This window comes from Limnohabitans sp. (assembly GCF_044361985.1).
Classification (GTDB): Bacteria; Pseudomonadota; Gammaproteobacteria; order Burkholderiales; family Burkholderiaceae_C; genus Limnohabitans_A.
In genome coordinates, this window is record NZ_JBIKHV010000042.1 from 1 (window position 1) to 21,951 (window position 21,951).

A 21,951-nucleotide genomic window follows, 5' to 3' on the forward strand; every position below is an offset into this window, starting at 1 on the left:
CCCACCCCCACCCCCACCCCCACCCCCACCCCCACCCCCACCCCCACCCCCACCCCCACCCCCACCCCCACACCCACACCCAGCCATCAAACAAGTCATGCCGAGCATGGCTGCAGTCCAAAGGGGTGATCTCATTCAAGGCTCCGCAAGGTGGTGGCAAGTGACTGGCTTCAAGTGAAGACAGGGAACATCAACTTTAACAATTGTCCATGCATTGTGAAGCCCTTCTTTCGATGGGGCTCAAGCACGGCAGGACCGGTGCCCAGTCTGGCGATAATCGAAGCCTGTGTGCTGCGCCGATCAGCAGCGCGCTTTAGAAAGACGCCCATGAGTATGAGTCACCCGTTTCCCGTTGATGTCGTCGTGATGGCCGCTGGCAAAGGCACGCGCATGAAAAGCCGATGGCCCAAAGTGTTGCAGCGCCTGGCGGGTGTGCCATTGGTGCAGCATGTCTTGAACACGGCCGCGCAACTCAACGCCCGTTCGGCGGTGGTCATCACCGGTCATGGTGCCGACCAGGTCGAGCCGGTTTTGCTGGCCCCGGGCCAGGCGCTGGCCGTGCGGTGCGTGCGACAAGAGCCGCAGTTGGGCACAGGCCACGCCGTGCAGCAGGCCGTGCCCGCCTTGGCTGACGACGGGGTGGTGGTCATTTTGTCGGGTGACGTGCCCCTGACCCAGGCCGACACCTTGCAAGCCCTGATTGCCCAGTGCGGCGGCCAACATTTGGCGCTTTTGACCATCGACTTCGCCGACCCCACCGGCTATGGCCGCATCGTCCGGGGTGGGGGTGGCGATGGCCAAAAGGTACAAGCCATCGTTGAGCACAAAGACGCCACTGACGCCCAGCGCCAGATCCAGGAGGTCTACAGCGGCATCATGGCGGTGCCTGCAAAGCGGCTCAAAAACTGGCTGGCCCGCATCGACAACCAGAATGTGCAAGGCGAGTACTACCTGACCGATGTGGTGAAACTGGCTGTGGCCGATGGTGTGTCCGTGGTGGCGCACAAGATTGATGACCCATTGCAGGTGGCCGGCATCAACAGCCCGGTGCAATTGGCCGAACTGGAGCGTGCCCACCAACTGCGCCAAGCCCATCGCCTGATGGAACAAGGCGTGCGCCTGAAAGACCCGGCTCGCTTCGATCTGCGCGGCCATCTCGATTGCGCACAAGACGTCGAAATCGATGTGAACTGCATTTTTGAAGGCCGTGTTGAATTGGGCGAAGGCGTGAAGATTGGCGCGAACTGCGTGATTGCCAATTGCGCCATTGCGGCGGGCGCCGTGATCCACCCCTTCACCCACATCGACGGCGAAAAGCTGGGCGTCAGCGTGGGCGAGGGCGCCTTGGTCGGTCCGTTTGCCCGCCTGCGCCCTGGCGCCCAATTGGGCGCTGAGGTGCACATTGGCAACTTTGTGGAGGTCAAAAATTCCACCCTGGCCAAGGGCGCCAAAGCCAACCACCTGGCCTATCTGGGCGACGCCACCGTGGGCGAACGCGTGAACTATGGCGCAGGCAGCATCACGGCCAACTACGATGGTGCCAACAAGCACCAAACCATCATCCAAGCCGACGTGCACATTGGCAGCAACTGCGTGCTGGTGGCCCCGGTCACCATTGGCGCAGGTGGCACCGTGGGCGGCGGCTCAACCATCACCAAGAGCACCGAGCCTGGCGCTTTGAGCGTGGCGCGGGGCAAGCAAATCAGCATCGCCAACTGGGCTCGGCCCAGCAAGAAAAAATAGGCTCAGCACTGCGTGAAGCGGCGCCCCTGCCCCTACTTGGAAAGGGGCCAGGTCGTGGTGAACTTGGCCCGCTTGGTGGCAAAAAACGCTTTCACATTTCGCACATTGGCATCTTGAGTGAACAGGGCCTGACTGATCGCCAGGTAATGCGGCATGTCGTGGGCCTGCACCACCAGCATGAAGTCTGGCCCCGGTGAGACACGCCAGCATTGCTGCACCGCAGTGTGTGCCACGGCACGGGCCTCAAACGTGTCCAGGTGCTCGGCGCCTTGTTTGTCCAGCGACACCTCCACCAAAGCGCTCAGGCCATGGCCCAGGCTGGTCCCCAGTTGGTCAGCGTTCAGCACGGCAATTTGCCGCTCGATCCAGCCCCCATCGGCCAGACGCTTGACGCGCCTGAGGCAAGTGGGGGGCGACACATTCACCTTGTCGGCCAAAGCCACATTGCTCAGGCTGGCGTCGTGTTGCAGACTGTCCAGCAACTGCATGTCGATGGCATCGAGTTTATTTAATTCCATGAGAAGTATTTTAATGAAATTTAATTTCAGTCATGTTGAATTGTGAAATAAAACATCAATTTATAGAATAGATTGATCTGAAATTTTACAAGGCAAAGCCTAACATCGCCACAGTTTATGGACAACACCTCATCAGGAGCATCACCATGTGTGGCATCGTCGGCGCCGTTTCTTCCCGCAACATCGTTCCCATCCTCGTGCAGGGCCTGCAGCGGCTCGAATACCGGGGCTATGACTCCTGCGGCGTGGCCGTGCATTCGGCCAGCCTGAACGGCGGAAAGGGTGGCCTGCAACGCGCCCGCAGCACCTCCCGTGTGGCCGAACTGATGGACCAGGTCACGGCCGATCACATCGAAGGCGGCACCGGCATCGCGCACACCCGCTGGGCCACGCACGGTGTGCCTGCGGTGCACAACGCGCACCCGCACTTCAGCCATGGACCCGCCCTTGCTCAGCCTGGCGCTGATTTGGCAGGCGCCCCCGACAGGCCAGGGCGTGTCGCCTTGGTGCACAACGGCATCATCGAGAACCACGAAGAACTGCGCGCTGCTTTGCAAGCCAAGGGCTACGTTTTCTTGAGCCAGACCGACACCGAGGTCATCGCCCATCTGGTGGACAGCGTGTACGACGGTGATATTTTTGATGCTGTCAAGACCGCCATTCGCCAGTTACACGGCGCGTATGCCATCGCGGTATTTCACAAGGACGAGCCGCAGCGCGTGATTGGCGCCCGCGCCGGCTCGCCCCTCATTTTGGGCGTTGGCCAGGGTGAAACATTTTTGGCCAGTGACGCGATGGCGCTGGCCGGTGTGACCGACCAGATCTTGTACCTGGAAGAGGGTGATGTGGTCGACATCCAGCTGGGCAAATACTGGGTGGTGGACCGTGACCACAAGGCCGTGACCCGTGCCGTCAAGACCGTGCACGCACACAGTGGCGCAGCCGAGTTGGGCCCTTACCGTCATTACATGCAAAAGGAAATTTTCGAGCAGCCGCGCGCCATTGCCGACACGCTGGAAGGCGTCGAAGGCATCACGCCTGAACTGTTTGGCGACGGCGCATATGCCGTCTTCAAAGGCATCGACAATGTCTTGATCTTGGCCTGCGGCACCAGCTACTACAGCGGCTGCGTGGCCAAGTACTGGATCGAAGCCATCGCCAAAGTGCCCTGCCAGGTCGAGATCGCCAGCGAATACCGCTACCGCGAATCGGTGCCCAACCCCAACACCTTGATCGTCACCATCACCCAAAGCGGCGAGACCGCTGACACGCTGGCTGCACTGCGCCACGCGCAAAGCCTGGGCATGACGAACACCCTGACCATTTGCAACGTCTCCACCAGCGCCATGGTGCGCGAATGCAAGCTGGCCTATGTGACCCGCGCCGGGACCGAGATCGGCGTGGCATCGACCAAGGCCTTCACCACGCAGCTGGCGGGTTTGTTTTTGCTCACGCTGGCGCTGGCGCAGACCAAAGGCCGCCTGTCGGACGAAGAAGAGGCCATGCACATCAAGGACATGCGCCACCTGCCCGCTGCGCTGCAAGCCGTGCTGGCTTTGGAGCCGCAAATCATCAGCTGGGCACAAGAATTTGCCAGCAAGGAAAACGCCCTGTTTTTAGGCCGCGGCACGCACTACCCCATTGCCTTGGAAGGCGCGCTCAAGCTCAAGGAAATCACCTACATCCACGCCGAAGCCTATGCTGCAGGCGAACTGAAACACGGCCCGTTGGCCCTGGTGACCAGCGCCATGCCGGTGGTGACCGTGGCCCCCAACGACCAACTGCTGGAAAAACTCAAGAGCAATATGCAAGAAGTGCGCGCCCGTGGTGGCGTGTTGTATGTGCTGGCCGACGGCGATACGAAGATCGAAAGCAGCGAAGGCGTCAACGTGATCCGCATGCCCGAGCATTACGGTGTGCTCTCACCCATCCTGCACGTGGTGCCCTTGCAGTTGTTGAGCTATCACACGGCTTGTGCGCGGGGGACGGATGTGGACAAGCCGAGGAATTTGGCGAAGAGCGTGACCGTTGAGTGACTTCGAAGTCCTGTCATCGCGCGTGCACGGCAAGGGCGTGTTCGCCACGCGTCACATGGCGGCGGGTGAAAGGGTCATTGAATACGTGGGCGAGGTCATCACCATGGCCGAGGCCATTCGCCGACATCCGCACGACCGCCTCAACCCCGACCACACGTTTTATTTTCACCTGGACGATGGCCGGGTGATTGATGCGCTGTATGGCGGCAACGACTCTAAATGGATCAACCATTCGTGCCGTCCCAATTGCGCACCCGATGAAGTGCAAGGCCGAATTTTCATCAATACCCGCAGACAGGTTTACAGGGGCGAAGAGCTGACATTTGACTATGGCTTATTCAGCGACGAGCCGATGACCGAGGCACTCAAGGCCCGTTATGCCTGCCGCTGCGGCGCCAAAAAATGCCGGGGCACGATGCTGGCTGCAGACTAAATCAGGGCCCATCGGCGCAGACCTGACACCCAACTTGACCTAAGTCACGGCGCACGCCACCCGCATTGCGCATGATCGGACACGCCTCGTTCGCGCGATCCGCTTCTGCGTGAATGGCTTCAAGGAAAAGCCGTGTTCCCCTTTCATGCCAAACATGTCGCCCCTACAGGCGCACCTTCTCAGCCCGACATGGGGGCTTACTGGAGTCAGGCTTCAAAAGATTTGACCCAGACGCTGGATTCCAGCGTGGAGGGACTCACCCAGAAAACAGCCCGGGCCAGGCGTCGAAAGATGGGCGCCAACGTGCTCGATGCCACGGCAGGCGACACATTTTGGGGCTTGTTGATCAGCCAGTTCAAAAACCCCTTGGTGCTGATCTTGATGGTGGCATCGGTCATCTCCATGTTCGCTGCCGAATGGGTGGATGCCGGGGTGGTGTTGGCCATTGTGCTGGGCAGCACCTTGCTGGGTTTCACCCAGGAGTACGTGGCCAGCAACGCGATCAAGAAGCTGCGCGCCAAGGTCAAAATCCATTCCAGTGTCTTGCGCGATGGGCGATTCAGGCCAATCCCTTCCGACTTGGTGGTGCCGGGTGACGTGGTGGCACTGTCTGCAGGCAGCTTGATACCTGCCGATGGCGTTGTGTTGGAGGCCAAAGATTTTTTCATCAACCAGGCGGTGCTCACGGGTGAGACTTTCCCAGTGGAGAAAAAACCGGGGGTCGTGGCAGACAACGCCAGTTTGAGCGAACGCAGCAACTGCGTATTCATGGGCACCAGTGTCAGCAGTGGCACAGCACGCGTCTTGTTGGTGAAAACGGGAAAGGCCACGGTGTTTGGCCAGATCGCGCTCAAGTTGGCCTTGCGCCCGCCCATGACGGAATTTGAGCGGGGCGTTCACCGCTTCGGATATTTGTTGACCCGCGTCATGCTGGTGATGGTCGTGCTTGTTTTGGCGATCAATGTTTTTTTGGAAAAACCCCCAATTGACTCCTTGCTCTTTGCGTTGGCCTTGGCGGTGGGCCTGACCCCTGAGTTGCTGCCCGCCATTGTCAGCATCACCTTGTCGCACGGGGCCAACCGCATGGCCAAACTGGGGGTCATCGTGCGCCGCCTGAATGCGATTGAAAACCTGGGCGCCATGGACGTGCTGTGCACCGACAAAACAGGCACATTGACCGCAGGTGTGGTGGGACTCGATGGCGCTTTGGACACCCAGGGCATCGCGTCTGCCAAGGTGCTTCGGCTTGCGGCAATCAACGCACATTTCCAGTCGGGTTTGTCCAATGCGCTGGACGATGCCATCGGCATGGCCGCCCGCAACGCGCAGGTGGACATTTCTGCGGTCAGCAAGGTGGATGAAATCCCCTACGACTTTGTACGCAAGTGTTTGTCGGTCGTAGTCACCGAAGCGCCTGGCCGGTGCACCTTGATCACCAAAGGGGCCTTTGAAAAAGTGCTGGCGCTGTGCATCACCCAGGGGGAAAGCGGCGTTCCGCTGGACGCCGCCGGGCGGGCCAGCCTGGTGGCCTTGCTGGAGGGCTGGAGTGCACAGGGCTACCGAGTCCTCGGCTTGGCATCTAAGCCGATGGATGAGCGCACCGAGCCTTACGTGCGCGAGGATGAGTCGGGTTTGAATCTGGACGGCTTCTTGCTGTTCATGGACCCGCCCAAAACCGATGTGCGCCAAACCCTGGGAAATTTGGCGCAACGCGGCGTTCAGCTCAAGGTCATCACGGGTGACAACCGCCAAGTGGCGTGGCATTTGGCGCAAGTGCTTGGCCTGTCAGAGGGGCATGTCATGACTGGCCGCGAACTCAATGACATGGCCGATGACGCGCTCATGCACGCCGTGAAACAAACCGTCGTCTTTGCCGAAGTGGATCCGAATCAGAAAGAGCGCATCATTCTGGCCTTGCAAAAAACAGGTCACGTAGTGGGTTACATGGGGGATGGCATCAACGATGCGCTGGCGCTGCATGCTGCCGATGTGGGCATCTCGGTCGATACCGCTGTGGACGTGGCCAAGGATGCCTCTGACTTTGTGTTGCTTCGCAAGGATCTGGACATCTTGAGCCAAGGCATTGACGAGGGGCGCGTGACATTTGCCAACACCCTGAAATACATCCTGACCACCATCAGCGCCAATTTCGGGAACATGGTGAGCATGGCTGTGGCCTCTGTATTTTTGCCTTTTTTACCGATGCTGGCGTCTCAGATTTTGCTCAACAACTTTTTGTCAGACATCCCCGCTGCCAGCATTGCCGGAGACCGGGTGGACCCGGAGTGGGTGGCCAAACCCCGGCATTGGGACACCCTGTTCATCCGCAATTACATGGTGGTTTTTGGTTTGCTCAGTTCGGCCTTTGACTTTTTGACCTTTGGGGCGTTGTTGTGGATTTTTGAGGCGGCACCGCAAGAGTTTCAGACGGGCTGGTTCGTCGAGTCGCTCATGACCGAATTGGTCATTGCCCTGGTGGTCCGAACACGGCGTCCGTTTTACCAAAGCCGCCCAGCCAGGCTGCTGTTATTGAGCACCCTGGCCGTGCTCATGGTGGCGCTGACCTTGCCTTATTTGCCCTTCAGCGCGGTCTTTGGTTTTGTGCCCTTACCCTGGCCGCTGATGCTGGGCATGGTCGTCTTGACGCTGGCTTACGTGGGCGTTGTTGAGCTGGTCAAGAAACGATTCTATGCAACGACCCACCAGCTCGGCGGCCATGTTTTGTGAGGGATGATCGCCTGGTTTGGGCTCAACCTGGACGCACACACGTTGGGCCAACAGCAGCCATGCAGGCTGGCGCAAAGCTTTCAGGCATTGGGCGCGCGACACCTCCAGACGTTGCTCGGCAGTCAGTGGTGTGCTCATGGGTTTTGGCTTTGGCGCAAAGCCAGCATGTCCAGCTTGATTTGGGCTTTGAGTTTCCCAAAAGAAGGCGACAGCTTGATGCGGCTGGCCCAAGCCCAGCAAGCCAGTGAGAACAGGCAAAGCACCCCAGGCAAAAACCACATGACCCAGGCACTGTGCTCATCGATCGCGGGCAAAGCACTCCACAGCAGCAAGGAAACGCCTGCCAAAAGGACACCAAGGCCCCCACTCACCGTGCCGATGGCGTAGATGAGCAGGCGTGTTTTCCAGAGACAGACTTGGCGTCCCCATTCCTCCGAGGCCAAATCGGCATAGCCATGAACGTGCATTTTGAGCAAGTCCGGGGGCAGCAGAAAAAGCTTGAGCAGCAGCCTGGACATCAATGGGGGCGTGCACGCATCAACCAGCTCACGAGGGTGGCGGCAACGGCGCCCACACCGGCGGCAATCAACACAGACTTGAACGGGGCGCAATGGATGTAGTGCTCGGCCGTAGAGCTGACTTTGTGCGTTTTTTGCTGCAGCAATTTTTGGGCTTCGACTGCAGCATCTCGGCTGTGGTGTGCCATGTCGCTGATGCTCTCGGACAGGCGATCTGCCAAACGTTCAAAAGCAGGTTTGGCTTCGTGTGCAGCCTCTTGCAGGCTGGCCGAAATGCCAGCAGTCGCAGCAACCAGTTTCTCGGGGGATGTTTGAGGGTCAGTCATGTGAACTCGCTTCAAGGGTGGATGAAATAAAGGCCTCCACCTTAAATTCGAACGAGGGCGGCGTCTGTTGTCTGGCGCACCCGACTTCAGGTGTCTGAACGCAGTTGCCGTTTTTGGTCGCGCAGCATGAACAGGTAAAGACTTTCCACCTTGTCGCGGGCCCAAGGGGTTTTTCTGAGAAATTTCAGGCTGGACCCCACGCTGGGGTCGTGCGTGAAACAGCGAATCGGAATGCGGACACCCAAATCAGCCCAGCCGTAATGGTCGGCCAAATGGGTGACGATGGCCTCCAGGGTCAGGCCATGAAGGGGGTTTCGTGCTTGCTGGGGATCAGGGGTTGAGGGTGACATGTCTGCATTGTCCATTGATTTGCACAAGGTGATGCAGCGCACCGAAAATCCCGAAACTCAGGGGTAAATTTAGACCATTGGATGCTGCACCGATGGCATCTGCCCTGACCGTTTGCAACACTTGGAGGCATTTGACATGGACCCTGCCTTTGCCTTGGCAACAGGCAAGCTGGTTGAGCTGCAGGCAGCCCAGTTGCGCCGAACGGTAGAGCCGAGTTCATTGGATTTTTTGGACACTTCCGAGTTGCTGCACAAGCCTTTGCCCTGGATCGGCCAGGCGCGGGCTGAACAAGCCGCGCTGTTTGGTATGGGCATGACCGGGCCGGATTACAACCTTTTTGTTTTGGGTGAAGTGGGCAGTGGCCGCACCACCTTGCTCAGCCAGATGATGCACATGCAGGCTGAAAAGCGTCCGGTTCCTCCAGACCTTTGCTATGTACATAACTTTGATGAACCAGAACGCCCCCAAGCTTTGCGCCTGATGGCGGGTCAGGGGCGCGTGCTGCGCCAGATGATGCAGCAGTTGGCCAAGCGCCTGCAAAGCGAGGTGCCAAAGCGTTTGGGCCAAGACGACTTCAAGGCTGAAAGCCAGCGAATTTCGGCGTCTTACAAGACCGAGGAGGACCGTGGGTACTTGGCCCTCAGTGCCTATGCCGAGGCGCACCACTTTGCCTTGATGCGTGACCAGGGGCACATGGTGTTCACCTTGAAAGATGCCCAGGGCGAACCTGTGACCGCGAGCAAGGCTTTGGCCTTGAGCCGCGAACAACGCGCCGAAATCGATGTCAAAGAAGAGTCCCTCCGAAGTGAGATCAGCCGCTATCTGGAAAAAATGCGGGCCATGGAGCGGGTGATGAATGAGGGCTTGTCGGCCCTGCGACGACAGACCCTCAAGCCCTTGCTGGACCATGAAATCCTGTTGATCCAGGATGGGCTCAAGCAGCCGGTATTGGACAAGCTCAAGCTGGGTGTTTTTTGGGAACAAATCCACCACAGCGTGCTTGAAAATGTGGCGTTGTTCGAGCCCGGTGACGAAGAAGAAGTCCGGCTGGAGGCACTGGATGCTGTGCTGTCGCTGTTTCGCGTCAACTTGGTGGTGGACAACCAGGCGCTGCAGGGCGCACCGGTCATTCTGGAGGACAACCCGTTGTTCAGGGCGCTTTTTGGCAGCATCGAATACGAGTCGGTTAACGGGGAGTTGGTGACAGATTTTTCACGGATCCGTGCAGGCAGTTTACTCAAGGCGCATGGGGGCTTCCTCATGCTGCACCTGCGCGATTTGTTGGCCGATCCGCATGTCTGGGAAAAACTGCGCCGCTTCATGCGCAATGGCCGTCTGCAGATTGAAGAGCCCGGCATGATGTATGCCCCCATCGCCGCAGTGTCACTGGAGCCTGAAGCGGTGGAGGTCGATGTGAAGATTGTTCTGGTGGCGTCGGCCGATGAGTACTACGCCGTGCAGGAAGCCGATCCAGAGTTTGCCAGACGCTTTCGTTGCAAGGTCGATTTTGCCGAGAGCTTTGCGGCCACCCCCGAGTCAGCCCATGCCACTGCCATTTTTGTAGGCCATACCTGCAACAAGATGAACTTGCCGCATTTTTCGGCCTCAGCCGTGGCAGCCTTGATCGAAGAGACCCATCGCTCAGCAGATGACCAAGACCGCCAAAGTGCGATCTTTGCTTGGGCTGAGGCCTTGGTGATTGAAAGTGCGACGCTGGCCAAACAACGCGGTAACCCGACAGTGGAGGCCACTGACGTGGGCAAGGCCAGACAAGCGCGGACGTACCGGCACAACTACCTGGAGCAAAGGCTGCAGGAAACCATTGTCGATGGTGAACGTCTGCTGGTCGTGACGGGCGAGCAGGTGGCGCAGATCAATGGGCTCACTGTGGTGGATTTGGGCGACTACCGGTTTGGCTTTCCGGTGCGCGTGACGGCCTCTACCTATGCCGGTGAAGAAGGCCTTCTCAACATCGAGCGCGAGGTGGCGTTGTCGGGGCCCATTCATGACAAAGGGGTACTGATCTTGCACAGCTATTTATCAGCCTTGTTTGCGCACATTGCACCTTTGGCCATGAATGCAGCGGTGGTTTTTGAGCAGGAATACAGCGGGGTGGAGGGTGACTCGGCTTCTTGTGCCGAGTTTTTTGCCCTGCTGTCGAGTTTGTCGGATCTGCCCTTGCGGCAAGGCCTTGCCGTGACGGGGGCGGTCAATCAGCATGGCGAGTTGCTGCCTGTCGGCGGCATCAACGAAAAGATTGAAGGCTACTTTCGAAGTTGTGAAAGCCTGGGCCTGGATGGCCAGCAAGGGGTGTTGATGCCCAGTCGAAACCAAAGGCATTTGATGCTCGGTGAAGAGGTGGTTAAAGCGGTTGCTGAAGGCAAGTTTCACATCCATGTAGCGGATACCGCCGGCGAGGGCATGGCGCTTTTGACGGGCGTCTGCTTTGGCACATTGGGTGTCAACGGGTACGCCCCTGAAAGCGTTTTAGGTCGTGCACAAAAAACACTGCAGCGCTTTCGCCATGCTTGCGAATACCTGGGCAGCAAGCCTGTTAGCACGCCTAAACCCATTCGGCCGATCAAGCACAAAGTGTTGCGCTGAAGGAGGCCGACCAGTGGCCATGGGCCCGTATTTTCGGTACGCAAAAACCACTGTCTGTATTACCTGTTTTTGTGAGCTTACTGGTTTGAACGTAGCGTGACTCAGCAATTCAGGGGATCACAAAGCAAGGCGCCGTGCCCTATTCTGGATGCCAAGATCAGGCGAGGTATTTCCTGTTGGAAACATTCTTTTCGCCTGAGTAAAACCTTGAAGAGGATGAAATTCATGTCCATTGATCTTGTGCTTGCCGACCCGTATCCGGTGATGTTGGAGGGCTTGTCCCATGTGTTCCATGGCTCGCCAGATTTTGCGGTGAAGTCTTGTGTCAAAAATGGTGATGAGGCTTTGCAGGCCCTGCATCAACACCAACCGCATATTTTGGTGATGGATTTGTCTTTGTCCAATCGAAGTGGCCTGTCTGTTCTTGAAGAGATCAGGGCGCAGAAATTGCAGACACGCCCGGTGGTTTTCACGGGTGCACCGATTGGCGAAGTGATGCGTGCGCTCGACTTGGATGTGTCTGGCCTGGTTTCCAAAGAAAAATCCAAGCACGTTCTGATTCGGTGCATCAAGTCGGTGCATGAAGGGGGTAAGTGGCTGGATCGTGATCTCTCCGTCAAGACCATGTCCCTTTTACTGGAGCAAAAAAAGAAAAATGCCAACGCATCCCATTTGTTGACGCCACGTGAAATGACCGTGGCACGCATGGTGACTGAAGGCTGGCCGAACAAAAAAATTGCCAGCAAATTGTTCATCAGTGAGGGAACAGCCAAGCTGCATCTGCATCACATTTATCAAAAGCTTAATTGCCCTGGCCGCATGTCTTTGCAGCGTTATATGCAAGATCACGGGCTGGTTTGAAGTCCGGGCACACCACAAAAAAAACCCATAAGGAGCTGTCATGACCCATGAAAATCAAGTGCTTGAAAAAGCCTACGCAGAACACATTGGCGATCACTATCGCCGCGCTTCAGATGAACTGCTGCACGCGTACCAACGCAACAAGGAGGCCGCCAGGCACCATGAGGCGGGTGCTTTCAAGGCGGCATTGCACCATGCCAAGTTGTCCAAACACCACTCTTTCAATGCGCATGAGCATTTGAAAGAAGCCTTGAGCATCAGCGAAAAAATGAACAGCAAAGATGTGCCATCGCCAACTCTGCCTGGTTCCTCTGGCGGCTCGTTGCTGCAGTGATAGGTCTGCTGAAAATCAGAGAGCGATCTTCCTTGGTTTGTGCTTTATCGCACAGCCAATCACTGGGTGCATTGCTTAAACTGCAAAGGCCAGCTGTTATGAAAATAGCCTTGCCTGGAATGCAGGACAAATCAAATTGATGGTTTGACTTGCTAATTAAAGGGCCGTTTTAGCCATATCTGGAGGCGTTGACATGTCAATTCGAGTTTTGCTTTCTTCCAAACACAAAGTGGTCTCTGAAGGGATTGCTGCAGTCTTGCGCACACACCAAGACATGGATGTGGTGGGCATATCGGACAACAGTCTTCAGACCGATGCTTTGTGTGATGCGTTGCACCCTGATGTCATATTGATCGGTATGCATGGCAAGGATTCACAAGACCTTCAGCTCATGCACCAGATCGCAAACCATCAACCCGCCAAAAACATGGTGGCTTTTTCTACCGAGTCCGATCGCAATTCGATCATTGAAATTCTGGATGCGGGTGCCAAGGCCTATGTCTCGACAACCAGCAGCATCGATGAGTTGATGTCTGCGGTTCGGGCCGCTGCTGCTGGGCGTGTGTATTTGTGCCAGGCCGCAGCCTCAGAAATGATGGAGAGCGTGCGCAAGGCAAGGTCTGGTGAAGTCAGCTTGAAGGGCCATCTGGGGGGCCGGGAAGAGCAGGTGCTTCGCTTGATTGCTGACGGGTATTCTTCCAAGGAAATTGCCCGCAACCTGCAAATTGCACCCAGCACAGTGGAGGTGCATCGCCGTAACATCATGCGCAAGATCGGCTTGCACAAAGTTGCCGACTTGACCCGCTACGCGATTCGCAACCAGATGGTGTCGGTCTAGTCTGCTGGCGTGAAGGGTGGGCCGTTCATTGGGTTTATGAAAAAAGGAAACCCCTTGGAGATCACGCCATAACACTCGCAAGATCGGTTTGCCAGGGCTTGTCGGTTGATCACCTGGATACGTCCACGGGCGTAACTGATGATGTTTTCTTTCATCAGGCGGTACGCTGCATGCGAGATGCCCTCGCGCCGAACCCCCAGCGCTTGGGACAAGAGTTCGTGCGTCATCAGGATGATCTCACTATCTTGTCGGTCCAGGGTGTGCAAGAGCTTGCGGCAAAGCTGCTGTTCCAGCGAGTGGTGCCGGTAGCACACTGTGCTTTGAGCCAGTTGTGTCAGCACGGTTCGCGTGAACCTGAGGAAAATTTTCTGCACATCCGTGTTTTGGTCGAAACTTTCCTGCACCACACTCAATCGGATACGCAGGGCTGATCCGGCTTTTTGCACGAAGGCATTGCTTTGCGTCTGCGTGGCGCCCATCAGTAAAAAGATGCCAGCCATACCCTCTCTGCCCGTGATGGCGACTTCGGTTGAAGACCCATTTTGCAGGGTGTTCATCCAGGACACGATGGCCGTGAGGGGGAAATACAGGTGCTCTTGTGTATAGCTAGGATCGAAGAGCCGTTGACCCAGCAAAAATTCCACACGCTCGAAATGAGGCATCCATTCAAGGAGAGTGGGGGCAGGCGACAGTGAAATGAGTCTGTTTGAATTGAAATCGATATGCATACTTGTTAATTTCAATCAGCTAAGACTTAATTTATCAGAATTTGGCAATTTCTATGTTCGAAAAAGAACAATTGGCAGCTAAAAAAGTAAAAATAGTTTCAACGTTAAATCGATCAAATGGCAGGCTGGGGCCGTTCTGGGTCAGCCATTTTCCTCAGGCCAGGCAGGTCCAGAATGTCGAGAGCACCTCGTTGGTAGGCGATGAGGCCTTGCTCTTTCAGTGATCCTGCTGCCAATGTGATGCTGACGCGTCGAACGCCGAGCATTTGAGCCAGCTGTTCGTGCGTTAATTGCAGGCGCTGAGTTTGCGCTCGATCGGCGGAGAGCTCCAGCCAATACGCAAGCCGTGTGACGATGTCGTCAAATTGAACCGATGCGGACAGGGTGGCAACATGTTCTGCCAATTGCCAAAGATGTACTGATATCACCCAAAGCATGCCGGGCCGCTGGTGCAACAAAAGGGCCAGATCAGCACTTTCTGCGACCCATGCCGTGCCACTGGTTTGCACACGAAAGCGCAGATGTTCACGACCGCTTCCCAGCACAGCACCCAGACCGATTACCCCTTCGGAACCGACCAAGCCAACGGCCAATGTGTTGGTTTGGTTTTCAACCATCAGGGCCACGCATGCACCGGCCAAAAAGTAGACCTTGGGGGGTTCATGCTGCACGGGTTCGCACAAGACTTGACCTGCAACCAGTTGAGCCGGTTTGCAAATTTTTTGCAGTTGGCTTTGATCTTCCTTGGCGAGTTGAAAGACGAGCCCGTTGGTCAATAGCGTCACTTAAAGTTACCCGAATGGCAGGGGTTTTTTGGAGGGGTGCTGAGAAAAAGGTGCGTCAGCGTGGCGGTGCATTTTTTTAAAGCACGCGCAGTATAGGTTGCAAGTGTCGCCAGTTGAGCACATACCCCTCTTGCTTGTTTGTTCGTTAAAGTACATAAAATACAAATCTCAAAATCAGCAGATTTGCAGGCTGTTGGCTCACTCAAAAAAGACGTTTGGAGCGCAAGCATTTGGCCAACCAAAATATCGAAAATTCTTTGCTCGCTTTGATGCTTGCGGACGACGCTCTTTGGCCTACGTTCACCTTATCACGCGTTCAGTTGCAGCTTGGCCCCATGCCCAATGATCCGACGGGTTTGGCCAGCTGGGTTTTTTTTCCGGTGGATGCCTTGATCACCCTGAGCCCGGTCAATTCGCCGCAGGCTGCGGGGGCCATTGTGGGGCGACATGGCTGTGTGCTGCCCCCGCAAGTGCAAGGCAGGTCCATGCAGGCCCATGTGATGGCAGCGGGCCAGGCTTACCGCATGGACTGGAATGCGGCACGCGATGATCCAAAGCGTAATGTCAAGTGGCTGCGCTACAGCATGGCCGCAACGCAAGCCCTGATCGGTCAAATGGCCGAATGGGCTTTTTGCGTGCAACACCACACCGCGCAGCAGCGTTTGGCCAGCTGGTTGCTGCACTGCATCGCGCAGTCTTCCAAGGCCGAGTTGAAGGTCGATATTTCGAGCTTGCCGCTGGCCATTCGGCAGTTGTTGGCGCCATTGCAGCATGGCGTTTGCCAGCATGGCATTTCACAGCCCTCACACGATTGGGGCTTTGAAATACAGAATGGCTGTTTGCGCACAACAGCACCCAGTCTATTGAGAGCTCAGGCCTGCTCCTGCTACCAAAAAATGGCAGTGGTCAATGCATGAATTCAGCGCGGTGAAGCTGGCCTGATGGCGCCATCGATTTGCCGCGCCATGGATTCAGCCACCTTGATGCCATCCACCCCCGCAGACAAAATGCCGCCAGCGTAGCTGGCCCCTTCTCCGGCAGGGTAAAGGCCTGGGGTGTTGGTGCTTTGGTGGTCATCGCCACGTGGGATGCGAAGAGGCGACGAGGTGCGGGTTTCCACGCCGGTCATCACCGCATCGGCCATGTCGTAGCCCTTGATCTTGCGACCAAAAACCGGCAAGGCTTCTCGCATGGCCGCCATGGCGTAGTCGGGCAGCACATCGGCCAGGTCGACCAGCTTTACACCGGGCTTGTAAGAGGGCTGCACGCTGCCCCACTGAGTGGACGGGCGCTGCGCCAAAAAGTCACCCACCAATTGACCGGGCGCCTCGTAGTTGCTGCCGCCCACTTCAAAGGCGCGCGTTTCCAGTTGGCGTTGCAGCACGATACCCGCCAGAGGGTGCGTGGCAGGGGGCTGTTGTTGGGCAAGGGCCTGCGCCTCTTGCGCCATGTGTTCGCCGTCTTCTTTGCCAAAGGCGGCTTGCCAGTCGGCGGTGTCCAGCGGAAAGTCGGGCGGGTCAATGGCCACCACCATGCCTGCGTTGGCATTGCGCTCGTTGCGTGAGTATTGGCTCATGCCATTGGTGACCACGCGGCCCGGTTCGCTGGTGGCGGCAACCACGGTGCCGCCGGGGCACATGCAAAAGCTGTACACCGCCCGGCCGTTTTGCGCATGGTGCACCAGTTTGTAGTCGGCCGCACCCAGCAAGGGGTGACCTGCGTGGCGGCCCCATCGGGCCTGGTCGATCACGCTTTGGGGGTGCTCAATGCGCACGCCAATCGAAAACGCCTTGGCCTGCATGGCCACGCCACGGCGGTGCAGCATGACAAAGGTGTCGCGTGCGCTGTGGCCCAAGGCCAGCACCGCGTGGCGCGTGTGCACGGTCTGGCTTTGACCTGTGCGCAGGTCTTGTACTTGCAGACCGAGCAAGCGATGGCCTTGCGTGGCTGGCGACAGCAACACATCGCTCACGCGTTGCTCAAAACGAATCTCGCCGCCCAGCGCCATGATTTGTTCACGGATGTTTTCCACCACCTTGACCAGCTTGAAGGTGCCGATGTGTGGGTGCGCCGCAAACAGAATGTCGGCCGGCGCCCCGGCTTTGACGAATTCGTCCATCACCTTGCGGCCCAGGTGGCGCGGGTCCTTGATCTGGCTGTAGAGCTTGCCGTCTGAAAAGGTGCCAGCGCCGCCTTCGCCAAACTGCACATTGCTCTCGGGGTTGAGCACTTTCTTGCGCCACAGGCCCCATGTGTCTTTGGTGCGCTCGCGCACTGGCTTGCCGCGTTCCAGCACGATGGGTCGATAACCCATTTGCGCCAAAGCCAGCGCCGCAAACATGCCACAAGGCCCAAAGCCCACCACCACGGGACGCTCGCCTTGCTGGGTGCCAAAGTCTTTGGGGGCCTGGCAGGGCGCATGCCAGCGCATGTCGGGCGTGGCTTGAATGTGCGGGTTGGACTTGAACTTTTCCAGACACGACGCTTCGGTCCGGACATCGCTGAGCGAAATATCCACGATGTACACCGCGAGCAATTCGGCTTTGCGCGCATCGAAGCTGCGCTTGAACACATTCAGGGAGTCGATATCGGCATCAGCAAGGCCCAGCGCAAGTGCCGAAAGTTGACGCAAGGCCTGCTCAGGATGGGGCGTGGGCAGACGGTCTTCATCGGTTTCGGACGGCGCGTCTGCCGCCCGGCGCACCTCAACAGGAAGTGCTGAAAGGGGGAGTTTGAGTTCTGAAATGCGGATCATGGAAACCTCTGTGGCTTGTGGTTATCAAGCAAGAAGCCGTGATTATCGCTTTGGCCAGTTTTGTGCCTGGCGCTGACCATTCGGGGGGATGCCTGTCTTTAACTTGTCAGGCAGGCAAAAAGCCATCGATCGACAGGTAGCGCTCGCCTGTGTCGTAATTGAAACCAAGCACGGTGGCGCCTGCAGGCAATTCGGTCAGTTTTTGCGCAATGGCTGCCAGTGTGGCGCCCGACGAAATGCCGACCAACAGGCCTTCTTCGCGGGCGCTGCGGCGGGCATATTCACGGGCCGCTTCAGCATCGACCTGAATCACGCCGTCCAGCACACTGGTGTCGAGGTTTTTGGGAATAAAGCCAGCGCCAATGCCCTGGATGGGGTGGGGTGCGGGTGCGCCGCCCGAGATCACCGGTGAAGCGGCCGGCTCGACCGCAAAGACCTTGAGTTGGGGGAACTTGGCTTTGAGCACGCGTGCCGCACCCGTCAGGTGGCCGCCTGTGCCCACGCCGGTGATCAGGGCGTCGATGCCATCGGGAAAGTCAGCCAGGATTTCTTGCGCCGTGGTGCGCACATGGACCTCGATGTTGGCCGGGTTTTCAAACTGCTGGGGCATCCACGAGCCGGGGGTGCTGGCCACCAGTTCTTCAGCGCGGGCGATGGCACCTTTCATGCCTTTTTCACGCGGTGTCAGGTCAAAGCTGGCGCCGTAAGCCAGCATCAGGCGGCGACGTTCGATGCTCATGCTGTCGGGCATGACCAGAACCAATTTGTAACCCTTGACCGCCGCGACCATCGCCAGACCAATGCCGGTGTTGCCCGAGGTGGGTTCGATGATGCTGCCGCCAGGCTGGAGTGCCCCGGATTTTTCAGCCGCTTCGACCATGGCCAGTGCAATGCGGTCTTTGATGGAGCCCCCGGGGTTGCTGCGCTCGGATTTGATCCAGACGTTGGCGCCTGCGCCAAACAGGCGGTTGATGCGCACATGAGGCGTGTTGCCGATGGTGTCGAGGATGTTCTGGGCTTTCATGTCGTTTCTCCAGGCTGAAAGTTTGAGGTTAAAAAACATTGTGCGTGAAAGTTCAGACCTTTATCGGCATGAGCCTATGCACGCAGGTGATAATTGATCCGTGAAGCTCGCCAGACCGTCGCTGGTGCAAGACCCGAAAGGGTGCACTGGAGGAACGTCCGGACTGCACAGGACAGCGTAGGAGGCAATGCCTCTCCACCGTGAGGTGAGGATCAGAGCAACAGAGACGAGCCGCTTCAGTGCGGGTGAAACGGGCAATCTCTACGCGCAGCAATACCAAGTAGGCCTTCCTGAAGTGACGCGGTTCGCCGCGTTGTTTCTCCCTGTGGTTCCGCGGGGTGAGTTGGCGGGTAGGTAGCATCGAGCCGGGTGGGCGACCCCCGGCCCAGAGTAATGGCGGTCACACAACGGGCAACCGTTGTGCACAGAATCCGGCTTATCGGCGAGCTTCACACTTTTCAAGCCTGTGCGCGCAAACAAAAAAACCCGCCGAAGCGGGTTTTTTTGGGCGGTGGTCAAGCCATCGCCAGGTTTTTCAGCGCGTTAACCGCGCGATGGCATCAGGCTGTTGGCCAGTGCAAAAACCGAGTTGGGTGCGGTGATCTTCAGGGTGCTTTTGGGCTTGGCAAACACGCCGCGCTTGATGGCAGGCTGAGGTGCTGGCTCGACAGTCACGCCCTTGGTGCGTTGCTCAGCGACCAGTTGGCGCAAGCTGATGGACTGCAGATGCGTCAGCATTTTCTCGTTCAGGCTGGCCCACAGGTCGCTGTTCATCCAGCCACCATCGGCGGCAGCTTCTTCGTCTGACGACGCATCGACCGCGCCCACAATGTCGGCCATGGTGATTTTTTCGGCGTTGCGCGACAGGGAATAACCGCCGCCGGGGCCACGGGTGCTTTCCACCAGGCCTTGTTGGCGCAATTTGCTGAACAGCTGTTCCAGATAGGACAGCGAAATCTGGTGGCGCACGCTGATGGCGGCCAATGAAACGGGCCCGCGGTCTTCGCGCAGTGCAACGTCAATCATGGCCGTGACGGCAAATCGGCTCTTGGTGCTCAAACGCATGGTGTGCTCCTTTCTGCGTTGGACAAAACCCTGTTGGGCTTTGCCTCGTCACTGACTGCTTGTTGCAGCTGTGACTGGTGGGTCATTTTCTCAGACTGAATGGGTAACTGGGTATTGCCCGTTGTAATTCAAGGGTAAATCCGGTGTGTTTTTGTCGAAAATCAACTAAAAGCGTTCGTAGCCTTCCAGCTGCCGCCATTCGCCTGAGGCCATCGGGGCCAGGCTCAGGCGGCCTACGCGCTGGCGGCGCAGGTCTTGCAGGGGGCATTGCTGGTCGAGCCATTGGCCCAGCGCCAGACCGTCGATGTCTTTGCCTGCAATGCGCAGCACGGTGACGGTGTCGGTCTGTCGGTTGATGCTGGCCCGCAAGCCCGGTCCGCTCAGGGCTTTGAGCAGGCCCTCGGGCACCGGCCCCCCAAGGGTGGCCATCCATTCTTGTTCCATCGGGCTGCGCCGGTCTTCGAGGTGGCGCAACACCCCCACATCGTCGGAAAAAATGCTCAAGCCACTGGCCGCTTTGGGCAAGGGCAGGGGTTGTTGCATTTTGGCCAGCCGCTCAGCGCCCCAAATGCCCGGCCGGGGGGCCTTCAGACCCACGGTGTTTTGCAGCCAGGCCAGATTGGCAAGCAGGTCGGCAGGCTTGAAAAGCACCAGGGTCAGGGGCGCCAGGGCAGCCATGGACACCAGGCGATTGACGTTGACGGGCTGCTCGTCCCTGACGCGCCGGGCCGGGTCGGTGACCACTTTGTCCGCCACCCGCACACCACCTGCCACGATCAGGGCTTCGGCTTCACGGCGAGAGCAATTTTGGTCCGCCGCCACGCGCTTGGCCAAGCGGATACCTTCTTCAGAGGGGGTCATCAAGTCTTTCAAAATATCTCAAAAAGCCTCAAGGCGCTGAAGCCAGGGCTTGTTCCCGGATGTGGTCCACATGCGCTTGAAGCGAGCGGGCGGCCACAGGCCAAAGGCGTGGTGGCACGTCGTCATAGGCTTTCTCGACCCATTCCTGCAAGCTGCCTTGGGGCATGGCCTGCACGGCGGCAGCGATTTTGGCTTCTCGCCGAAGACGATGCGCCCGCAACTGGGTAATGGCCTGGTGCGCAAAGCCCAGCACATGGCCGTGGGCAGGCAAGATGAACTCGATGCCGCCCGCTTCGCAAGCAGCGGCCAGTTTGTCCAAAGAGGCCAGGTAGTCGCCCATGTGGCCATCGGGCGGGTCGATCACGGTGGTGCTGCCATTGAGCACGTGGTCGCCCGAGAAAAGCAAGCCGTCTTCTTCGAGCACCAGGCAAAGATGGTTGGCCGCATGGCCAGGGGTATGCACCACACGCAGCGTGTGGGTGATATCGCCCGCCACCCCTGTGCCGTGCAAGACCAATTTTTCGCCGTCTGCCAGTTCTTGATCGGGCGCGAACTGGCTGTTGGCCCGTGCTGTGGGGCGGGAGGCCAGGCCCAGTATGGGCGGCTTGTGGGTACACAGCGCTTGCAAGGGCTGGGCACCCGGCGAATGGTCGGGGTGCGAATGGGTGCAGACGATCATGAGGATGTGCCCGCCCGCTGCACGCCACAGCCGCTGCAGATGATCGGCATCGGCAGGGCCGGGGTCGATGGCGATGTAGCCGGTGTTCGGGTCGCCCACCAGATAGCTGTTGGTGCCGGGGCCCGTCATCACGCCCGGGTTGGGGGCTGTCAGGCGCTGCACGTTTTTAAGCAAGGGCACGGGGCCCTCGGTTTGCCAGTCCAGGTGGTGGTGAATTTGTCCATCTGGGGTGACCAGGGCCAATTCGCCAAAAGGGGCCTCGTGCTCCATGTAGCGCGCCTCGTTGCCCGCCAGCCACCCCGCCCGAGGGCAGCTGGTCCAGAGCGGTTCGTCGTTCACGGCGCAGGCTTGCAGCACTTCGTGCACCTGGACAAAGGCTGCCAGCCGCTGCAGTGTGCGGATGGTCGGAAAAACAATGAAGAAGTCGCCTTTTGCATGGCGTGCCAAAGCATCGGCCGGACGCACCCAGACGGGTTCGAACTGCTCGGACTCATCGGCCACCGGGGTTTGACCATCGGGCATTCTGGCGACCAGAAAGGGCACGTCAAAGCGGCGCGGCAGGTCGCGGTCTGTGATCCAGTGGGCCAGTACAAAGACCTGGTCGGCGGCCAGCGTCAAACCTTGCTGTTGGCATTGGGCGAAGAAGGATGTGTCGGGTGGAGCTTGGCGGTTGAGGGTGGCGATGTCGGCGTTGTTGGCCCATCGCCCATCGGCGTGGCGGGCGAACAAAATGCCCAGTTCTTCGAAGCTTTCACGGATGGCCGC

At 58.2% G+C, this 21,951-nt stretch carries 20 protein-coding genes and 1 other RNA gene; 10 read left to right on the forward strand and 11 right to left on the reverse strand.

The annotated features are described in order from the left end of the window. Positions 1–327 precede the first annotated feature (327 nt). Positions 328–1,743: a bifunctional UDP-N-acetylglucosamine diphosphorylase/glucosamine-1-phosphate N-acetyltransferase GlmU gene (gene glmU / locus ACIQ3A_RS08840; protein WP_396431373.1), complete on the forward strand. Its 1,416-nt coding sequence runs from the start codon at positions 328–330 to the stop codon at positions 1,741–1,743. A gap of 32 nt (positions 1,744–1,775) precedes the next feature. Here the strand turns inward: glmU and ACIQ3A_RS08845 are convergent, their stop codons facing one another. Beyond that, positions 1,776–2,261 (reverse strand): Lrp/AsnC family transcriptional regulator, encoded by a 486-nt coding sequence (locus tag ACIQ3A_RS08845; RefSeq protein ID WP_396431374.1) that lies wholly within the window; start codon positions 2,259–2,261, stop codon positions 1,776–1,778. Between the two features lie 146 nt (positions 2,262–2,407). On the opposite strand from ACIQ3A_RS08845, the gene glmS reads away from it, so the two are divergent. The 3 genes from glmS (at position 2,408) to mgtA (ending at position 7,457) form a co-directional block, all read left to right on the forward strand. Next, complete coding sequence (glmS, locus tag ACIQ3A_RS08850; RefSeq protein ID WP_396431375.1) at positions 2,408–4,297, forward strand: glutamine--fructose-6-phosphate transaminase (isomerizing); 1,890 nt, start codon at positions 2,408–2,410, stop codon at positions 4,295–4,297. Next, on the forward strand, positions 4,290–4,730 hold the full coding sequence (locus ACIQ3A_RS08855; RefSeq protein WP_396431376.1) for an SET domain-containing protein: 441 nt from the start codon (positions 4,290–4,292) through the stop codon (positions 4,728–4,730). The genes glmS and ACIQ3A_RS08855 overlap by 8 nt, the downstream gene beginning before the upstream one ends. A gap of 132 nt (positions 4,731–4,862) precedes the next feature. After that, complete coding sequence (mgtA, locus tag ACIQ3A_RS08860) at positions 4,863–7,457, forward strand: magnesium-translocating P-type ATPase (RefSeq protein ID WP_396431377.1); 2,595 nt, start codon at positions 4,863–4,865, stop codon at positions 7,455–7,457. Positions 7,458–7,591: 134 nt separating this feature from the next. Here the strand turns inward: mgtA and ACIQ3A_RS08865 are convergent, their stop codons facing one another. The 3 genes from ACIQ3A_RS08865 to ACIQ3A_RS08875 form a co-directional block, all read right to left on the reverse strand. Next, positions 7,592–7,975 carry a hypothetical protein gene (locus ACIQ3A_RS08865; RefSeq protein WP_396431378.1) on the reverse strand — a complete coding sequence of 128 codons (384 nt, stop codon included), beginning with the start codon at positions 7,973–7,975 and terminating at the stop codon, positions 7,592–7,594. Then, positions 7,975–8,301, reverse strand: coding sequence for a hypothetical protein (locus ACIQ3A_RS08870; protein WP_396431379.1), 327 nt, complete (start codon positions 8,299–8,301; stop codon positions 7,975–7,977). The genes ACIQ3A_RS08865 and ACIQ3A_RS08870 overlap by 1 nt, the downstream gene beginning before the upstream one ends. Positions 8,302–8,387: 86 nt before the next feature. Further along, positions 8,388–8,651: a VF530 family DNA-binding protein gene (locus tag ACIQ3A_RS08875; RefSeq protein ID WP_396431380.1), complete on the reverse strand. Its 264-nt coding sequence runs from the start codon at positions 8,649–8,651 to the stop codon at positions 8,388–8,390. A gap of 136 nt (positions 8,652–8,787) precedes the next feature. Between ACIQ3A_RS08875 and ACIQ3A_RS08880 the strand changes: the two genes are divergently transcribed. The 4 genes from ACIQ3A_RS08880 (at position 8,788) to ACIQ3A_RS08895 (ending at position 13,289) form a co-directional block, all read left to right on the forward strand. Beyond that, positions 8,788–11,256, forward strand: a complete 2,469-nt coding sequence (locus tag ACIQ3A_RS08880) for a Lon protease family protein (RefSeq protein ID WP_396431381.1) — start codon at positions 8,788–8,790, stop codon at positions 11,254–11,256. Between the two features lie 225 nt (positions 11,257–11,481). Next, positions 11,482–12,117 carry a response regulator gene (locus ACIQ3A_RS08885; RefSeq protein ID WP_396431382.1) on the forward strand — a complete coding sequence of 212 codons (636 nt, stop codon included), beginning with the start codon at positions 11,482–11,484 and terminating at the stop codon, positions 12,115–12,117. A 40-nt stretch (positions 12,118–12,157) separates the two neighbouring features. After that, the gene (locus ACIQ3A_RS08890) at positions 12,158–12,451 is read left to right on the forward strand and encodes a hypothetical protein (protein WP_396431383.1); all 294 of its coding nucleotides are present in this window, start codon (positions 12,158–12,160) and stop codon (positions 12,449–12,451) included. A 193-nt stretch (positions 12,452–12,644) separates the two neighbouring features. Then, positions 12,645–13,289 (forward strand): LuxR C-terminal-related transcriptional regulator, encoded by a 645-nt coding sequence (locus ACIQ3A_RS08895; RefSeq protein WP_396431384.1) that lies wholly within the window; start codon positions 12,645–12,647, stop codon positions 13,287–13,289. Here ACIQ3A_RS08895 and ACIQ3A_RS08900 read toward each other — a convergent pair. Both ACIQ3A_RS08900 and ACIQ3A_RS08905 read right to left on the reverse strand, forming a co-directional pair. After that, the gene (locus tag ACIQ3A_RS08900) at positions 13,286–13,951 is read right to left on the reverse strand and encodes a Crp/Fnr family transcriptional regulator (protein ID WP_396431385.1); all 666 of its coding nucleotides are present in this window, start codon (positions 13,949–13,951) and stop codon (positions 13,286–13,288) included. The two genes, ACIQ3A_RS08895 and ACIQ3A_RS08900, sit on opposite strands and share 4 nt — an antisense overlap. Positions 13,952–14,130: 179 nt before the next feature. Then, positions 14,131–14,793, reverse strand: a complete 663-nt coding sequence (locus tag ACIQ3A_RS08905; RefSeq protein WP_396431386.1) for a Crp/Fnr family transcriptional regulator — start codon at positions 14,791–14,793, stop codon at positions 14,131–14,133. A 344-nt stretch (positions 14,794–15,137) separates the two neighbouring features. Here ACIQ3A_RS08905 and ACIQ3A_RS08910 point away from each other — a divergent pair, with 344 nt between their 5' ends. Further along, positions 15,138–15,719, forward strand: a complete 582-nt coding sequence (locus ACIQ3A_RS08910; protein ID WP_396431387.1) for a hypothetical protein — start codon at positions 15,138–15,140, stop codon at positions 15,717–15,719. Between the two features lie 2 nt (positions 15,720–15,721). Here ACIQ3A_RS08910 and ACIQ3A_RS08915 read toward each other — a convergent pair whose 3' ends face one another. Further along, positions 15,722–17,557, reverse strand: a complete 1,836-nt coding sequence (locus ACIQ3A_RS08915) for an NAD(P)/FAD-dependent oxidoreductase (RefSeq protein ID WP_396431388.1) — start codon at positions 17,555–17,557, stop codon at positions 15,722–15,724. Positions 17,558–17,663: 106 nt separating this feature from the next. Beyond that, positions 17,664–18,581, reverse strand: coding sequence for a cysteine synthase A (gene cysK, locus ACIQ3A_RS08920; RefSeq protein ID WP_396431389.1), 918 nt, complete (start codon positions 18,579–18,581; stop codon positions 17,664–17,666). 102 nt (positions 18,582–18,683) lie between these two features. Between cysK and rnpB the strand changes: the two genes are divergently transcribed. Continuing rightward, positions 18,684–19,036, forward strand: an RNA gene (gene rnpB / locus ACIQ3A_RS08925) — RNase P RNA component class A. A gap of 88 nt (positions 19,037–19,124) precedes the next feature. On the opposite strand, the gene ACIQ3A_RS08930 is transcribed toward rnpB, so the two are convergent. From ACIQ3A_RS08930 to ACIQ3A_RS08940, 3 genes are all read right to left on the reverse strand, one after another. Then, positions 19,125–19,646, reverse strand: coding sequence for an Rrf2 family transcriptional regulator (locus ACIQ3A_RS08930; RefSeq protein ID WP_108406071.1), 522 nt, complete (start codon positions 19,644–19,646; stop codon positions 19,125–19,127). 165 nt (positions 19,647–19,811) lie between these two features. Further along, complete coding sequence (locus ACIQ3A_RS08935) at positions 19,812–20,507, reverse strand: S4 domain-containing protein (RefSeq protein WP_396431390.1); 696 nt, start codon at positions 20,505–20,507, stop codon at positions 19,812–19,814. Between the two features lie 28 nt (positions 20,508–20,535). After that, the coding region (locus tag ACIQ3A_RS08940; protein ID WP_396431391.1) for an MBL fold metallo-hydrolase at positions 20,536–21,951 on the reverse strand (1,416 nt) is incomplete at its 5' end.

What these genes read in the sequence shown, in the direction of transcription:
- glmU (WP_396431373.1), top strand. Translation starts at nt 328, where the DNA reads ATGAGTATGAGTCACCCGTTTCCCGTTGATGTCGTCGTGATGGCCGCT.
- ACIQ3A_RS08845 (WP_396431374.1), bottom strand. Translation starts at nt 2,261, where the DNA reads ATGGAATTAAATAAACTCGATGCCATCGACATGCAGTTGCTGGACAGT.
- glmS (WP_396431375.1), top strand. Translation starts at nt 2,408, where the DNA reads ATGTGTGGCATCGTCGGCGCCGTTTCTTCCCGCAACATCGTTCCCATC.
- ACIQ3A_RS08865 (WP_396431378.1), bottom strand. Translation starts at nt 7,975, where the DNA reads ATGTCCAGGCTGCTGCTCAAGCTTTTTCTGCTGCCCCCGGACTTGCTC.
- ACIQ3A_RS08870 (WP_396431379.1), bottom strand. Translation starts at nt 8,301, where the DNA reads ATGACTGACCCTCAAACATCCCCCGAGAAACTGGTTGCTGCGACTGCT.
- ACIQ3A_RS08875 (WP_396431380.1), bottom strand. Translation starts at nt 8,651, where the DNA reads ATGTCACCCTCAACCCCTGATCCCCAGCAAGCACGAAACCCCCTTCAT.
- ACIQ3A_RS08880 (WP_396431381.1), top strand. Translation starts at nt 8,788, where the DNA reads ATGGACCCTGCCTTTGCCTTGGCAACAGGCAAGCTGGTTGAGCTGCAG.
- ACIQ3A_RS08885 (WP_396431382.1), top strand. Translation starts at nt 11,482, where the DNA reads ATGTCCATTGATCTTGTGCTTGCCGACCCGTATCCGGTGATGTTGGAG.
- ACIQ3A_RS08890 (WP_396431383.1), top strand. Translation starts at nt 12,158, where the DNA reads ATGACCCATGAAAATCAAGTGCTTGAAAAAGCCTACGCAGAACACATT.
- ACIQ3A_RS08895 (WP_396431384.1), top strand. Translation starts at nt 12,645, where the DNA reads ATGTCAATTCGAGTTTTGCTTTCTTCCAAACACAAAGTGGTCTCTGAA.
- ACIQ3A_RS08900 (WP_396431385.1), bottom strand. Translation starts at nt 13,951, where the DNA reads ATGCCTCATTTCGAGCGTGTGGAATTTTTGCTGGGTCAACGGCTCTTC.
- ACIQ3A_RS08910 (WP_396431387.1), top strand. Translation starts at nt 15,138, where the DNA reads ATGCCCAATGATCCGACGGGTTTGGCCAGCTGGGTTTTTTTTCCGGTG.
- ACIQ3A_RS08915 (WP_396431388.1), bottom strand. Translation starts at nt 17,557, where the DNA reads ATGATCCGCATTTCAGAACTCAAACTCCCCCTTTCAGCACTTCCTGTT.
- cysK (WP_396431389.1), bottom strand. Translation starts at nt 18,581, where the DNA reads ATGAAAGCCCAGAACATCCTCGACACCATCGGCAACACGCCTCATGTG.
- ACIQ3A_RS08930 (WP_108406071.1), bottom strand. Translation starts at nt 19,646, where the DNA reads ATGCGTTTGAGCACCAAGAGCCGATTTGCCGTCACGGCCATGATTGAC.
- ACIQ3A_RS08935 (WP_396431390.1), bottom strand. Translation starts at nt 20,507, where the DNA reads ATGACCCCCTCTGAAGAAGGTATCCGCTTGGCCAAGCGCGTGGCGGCG.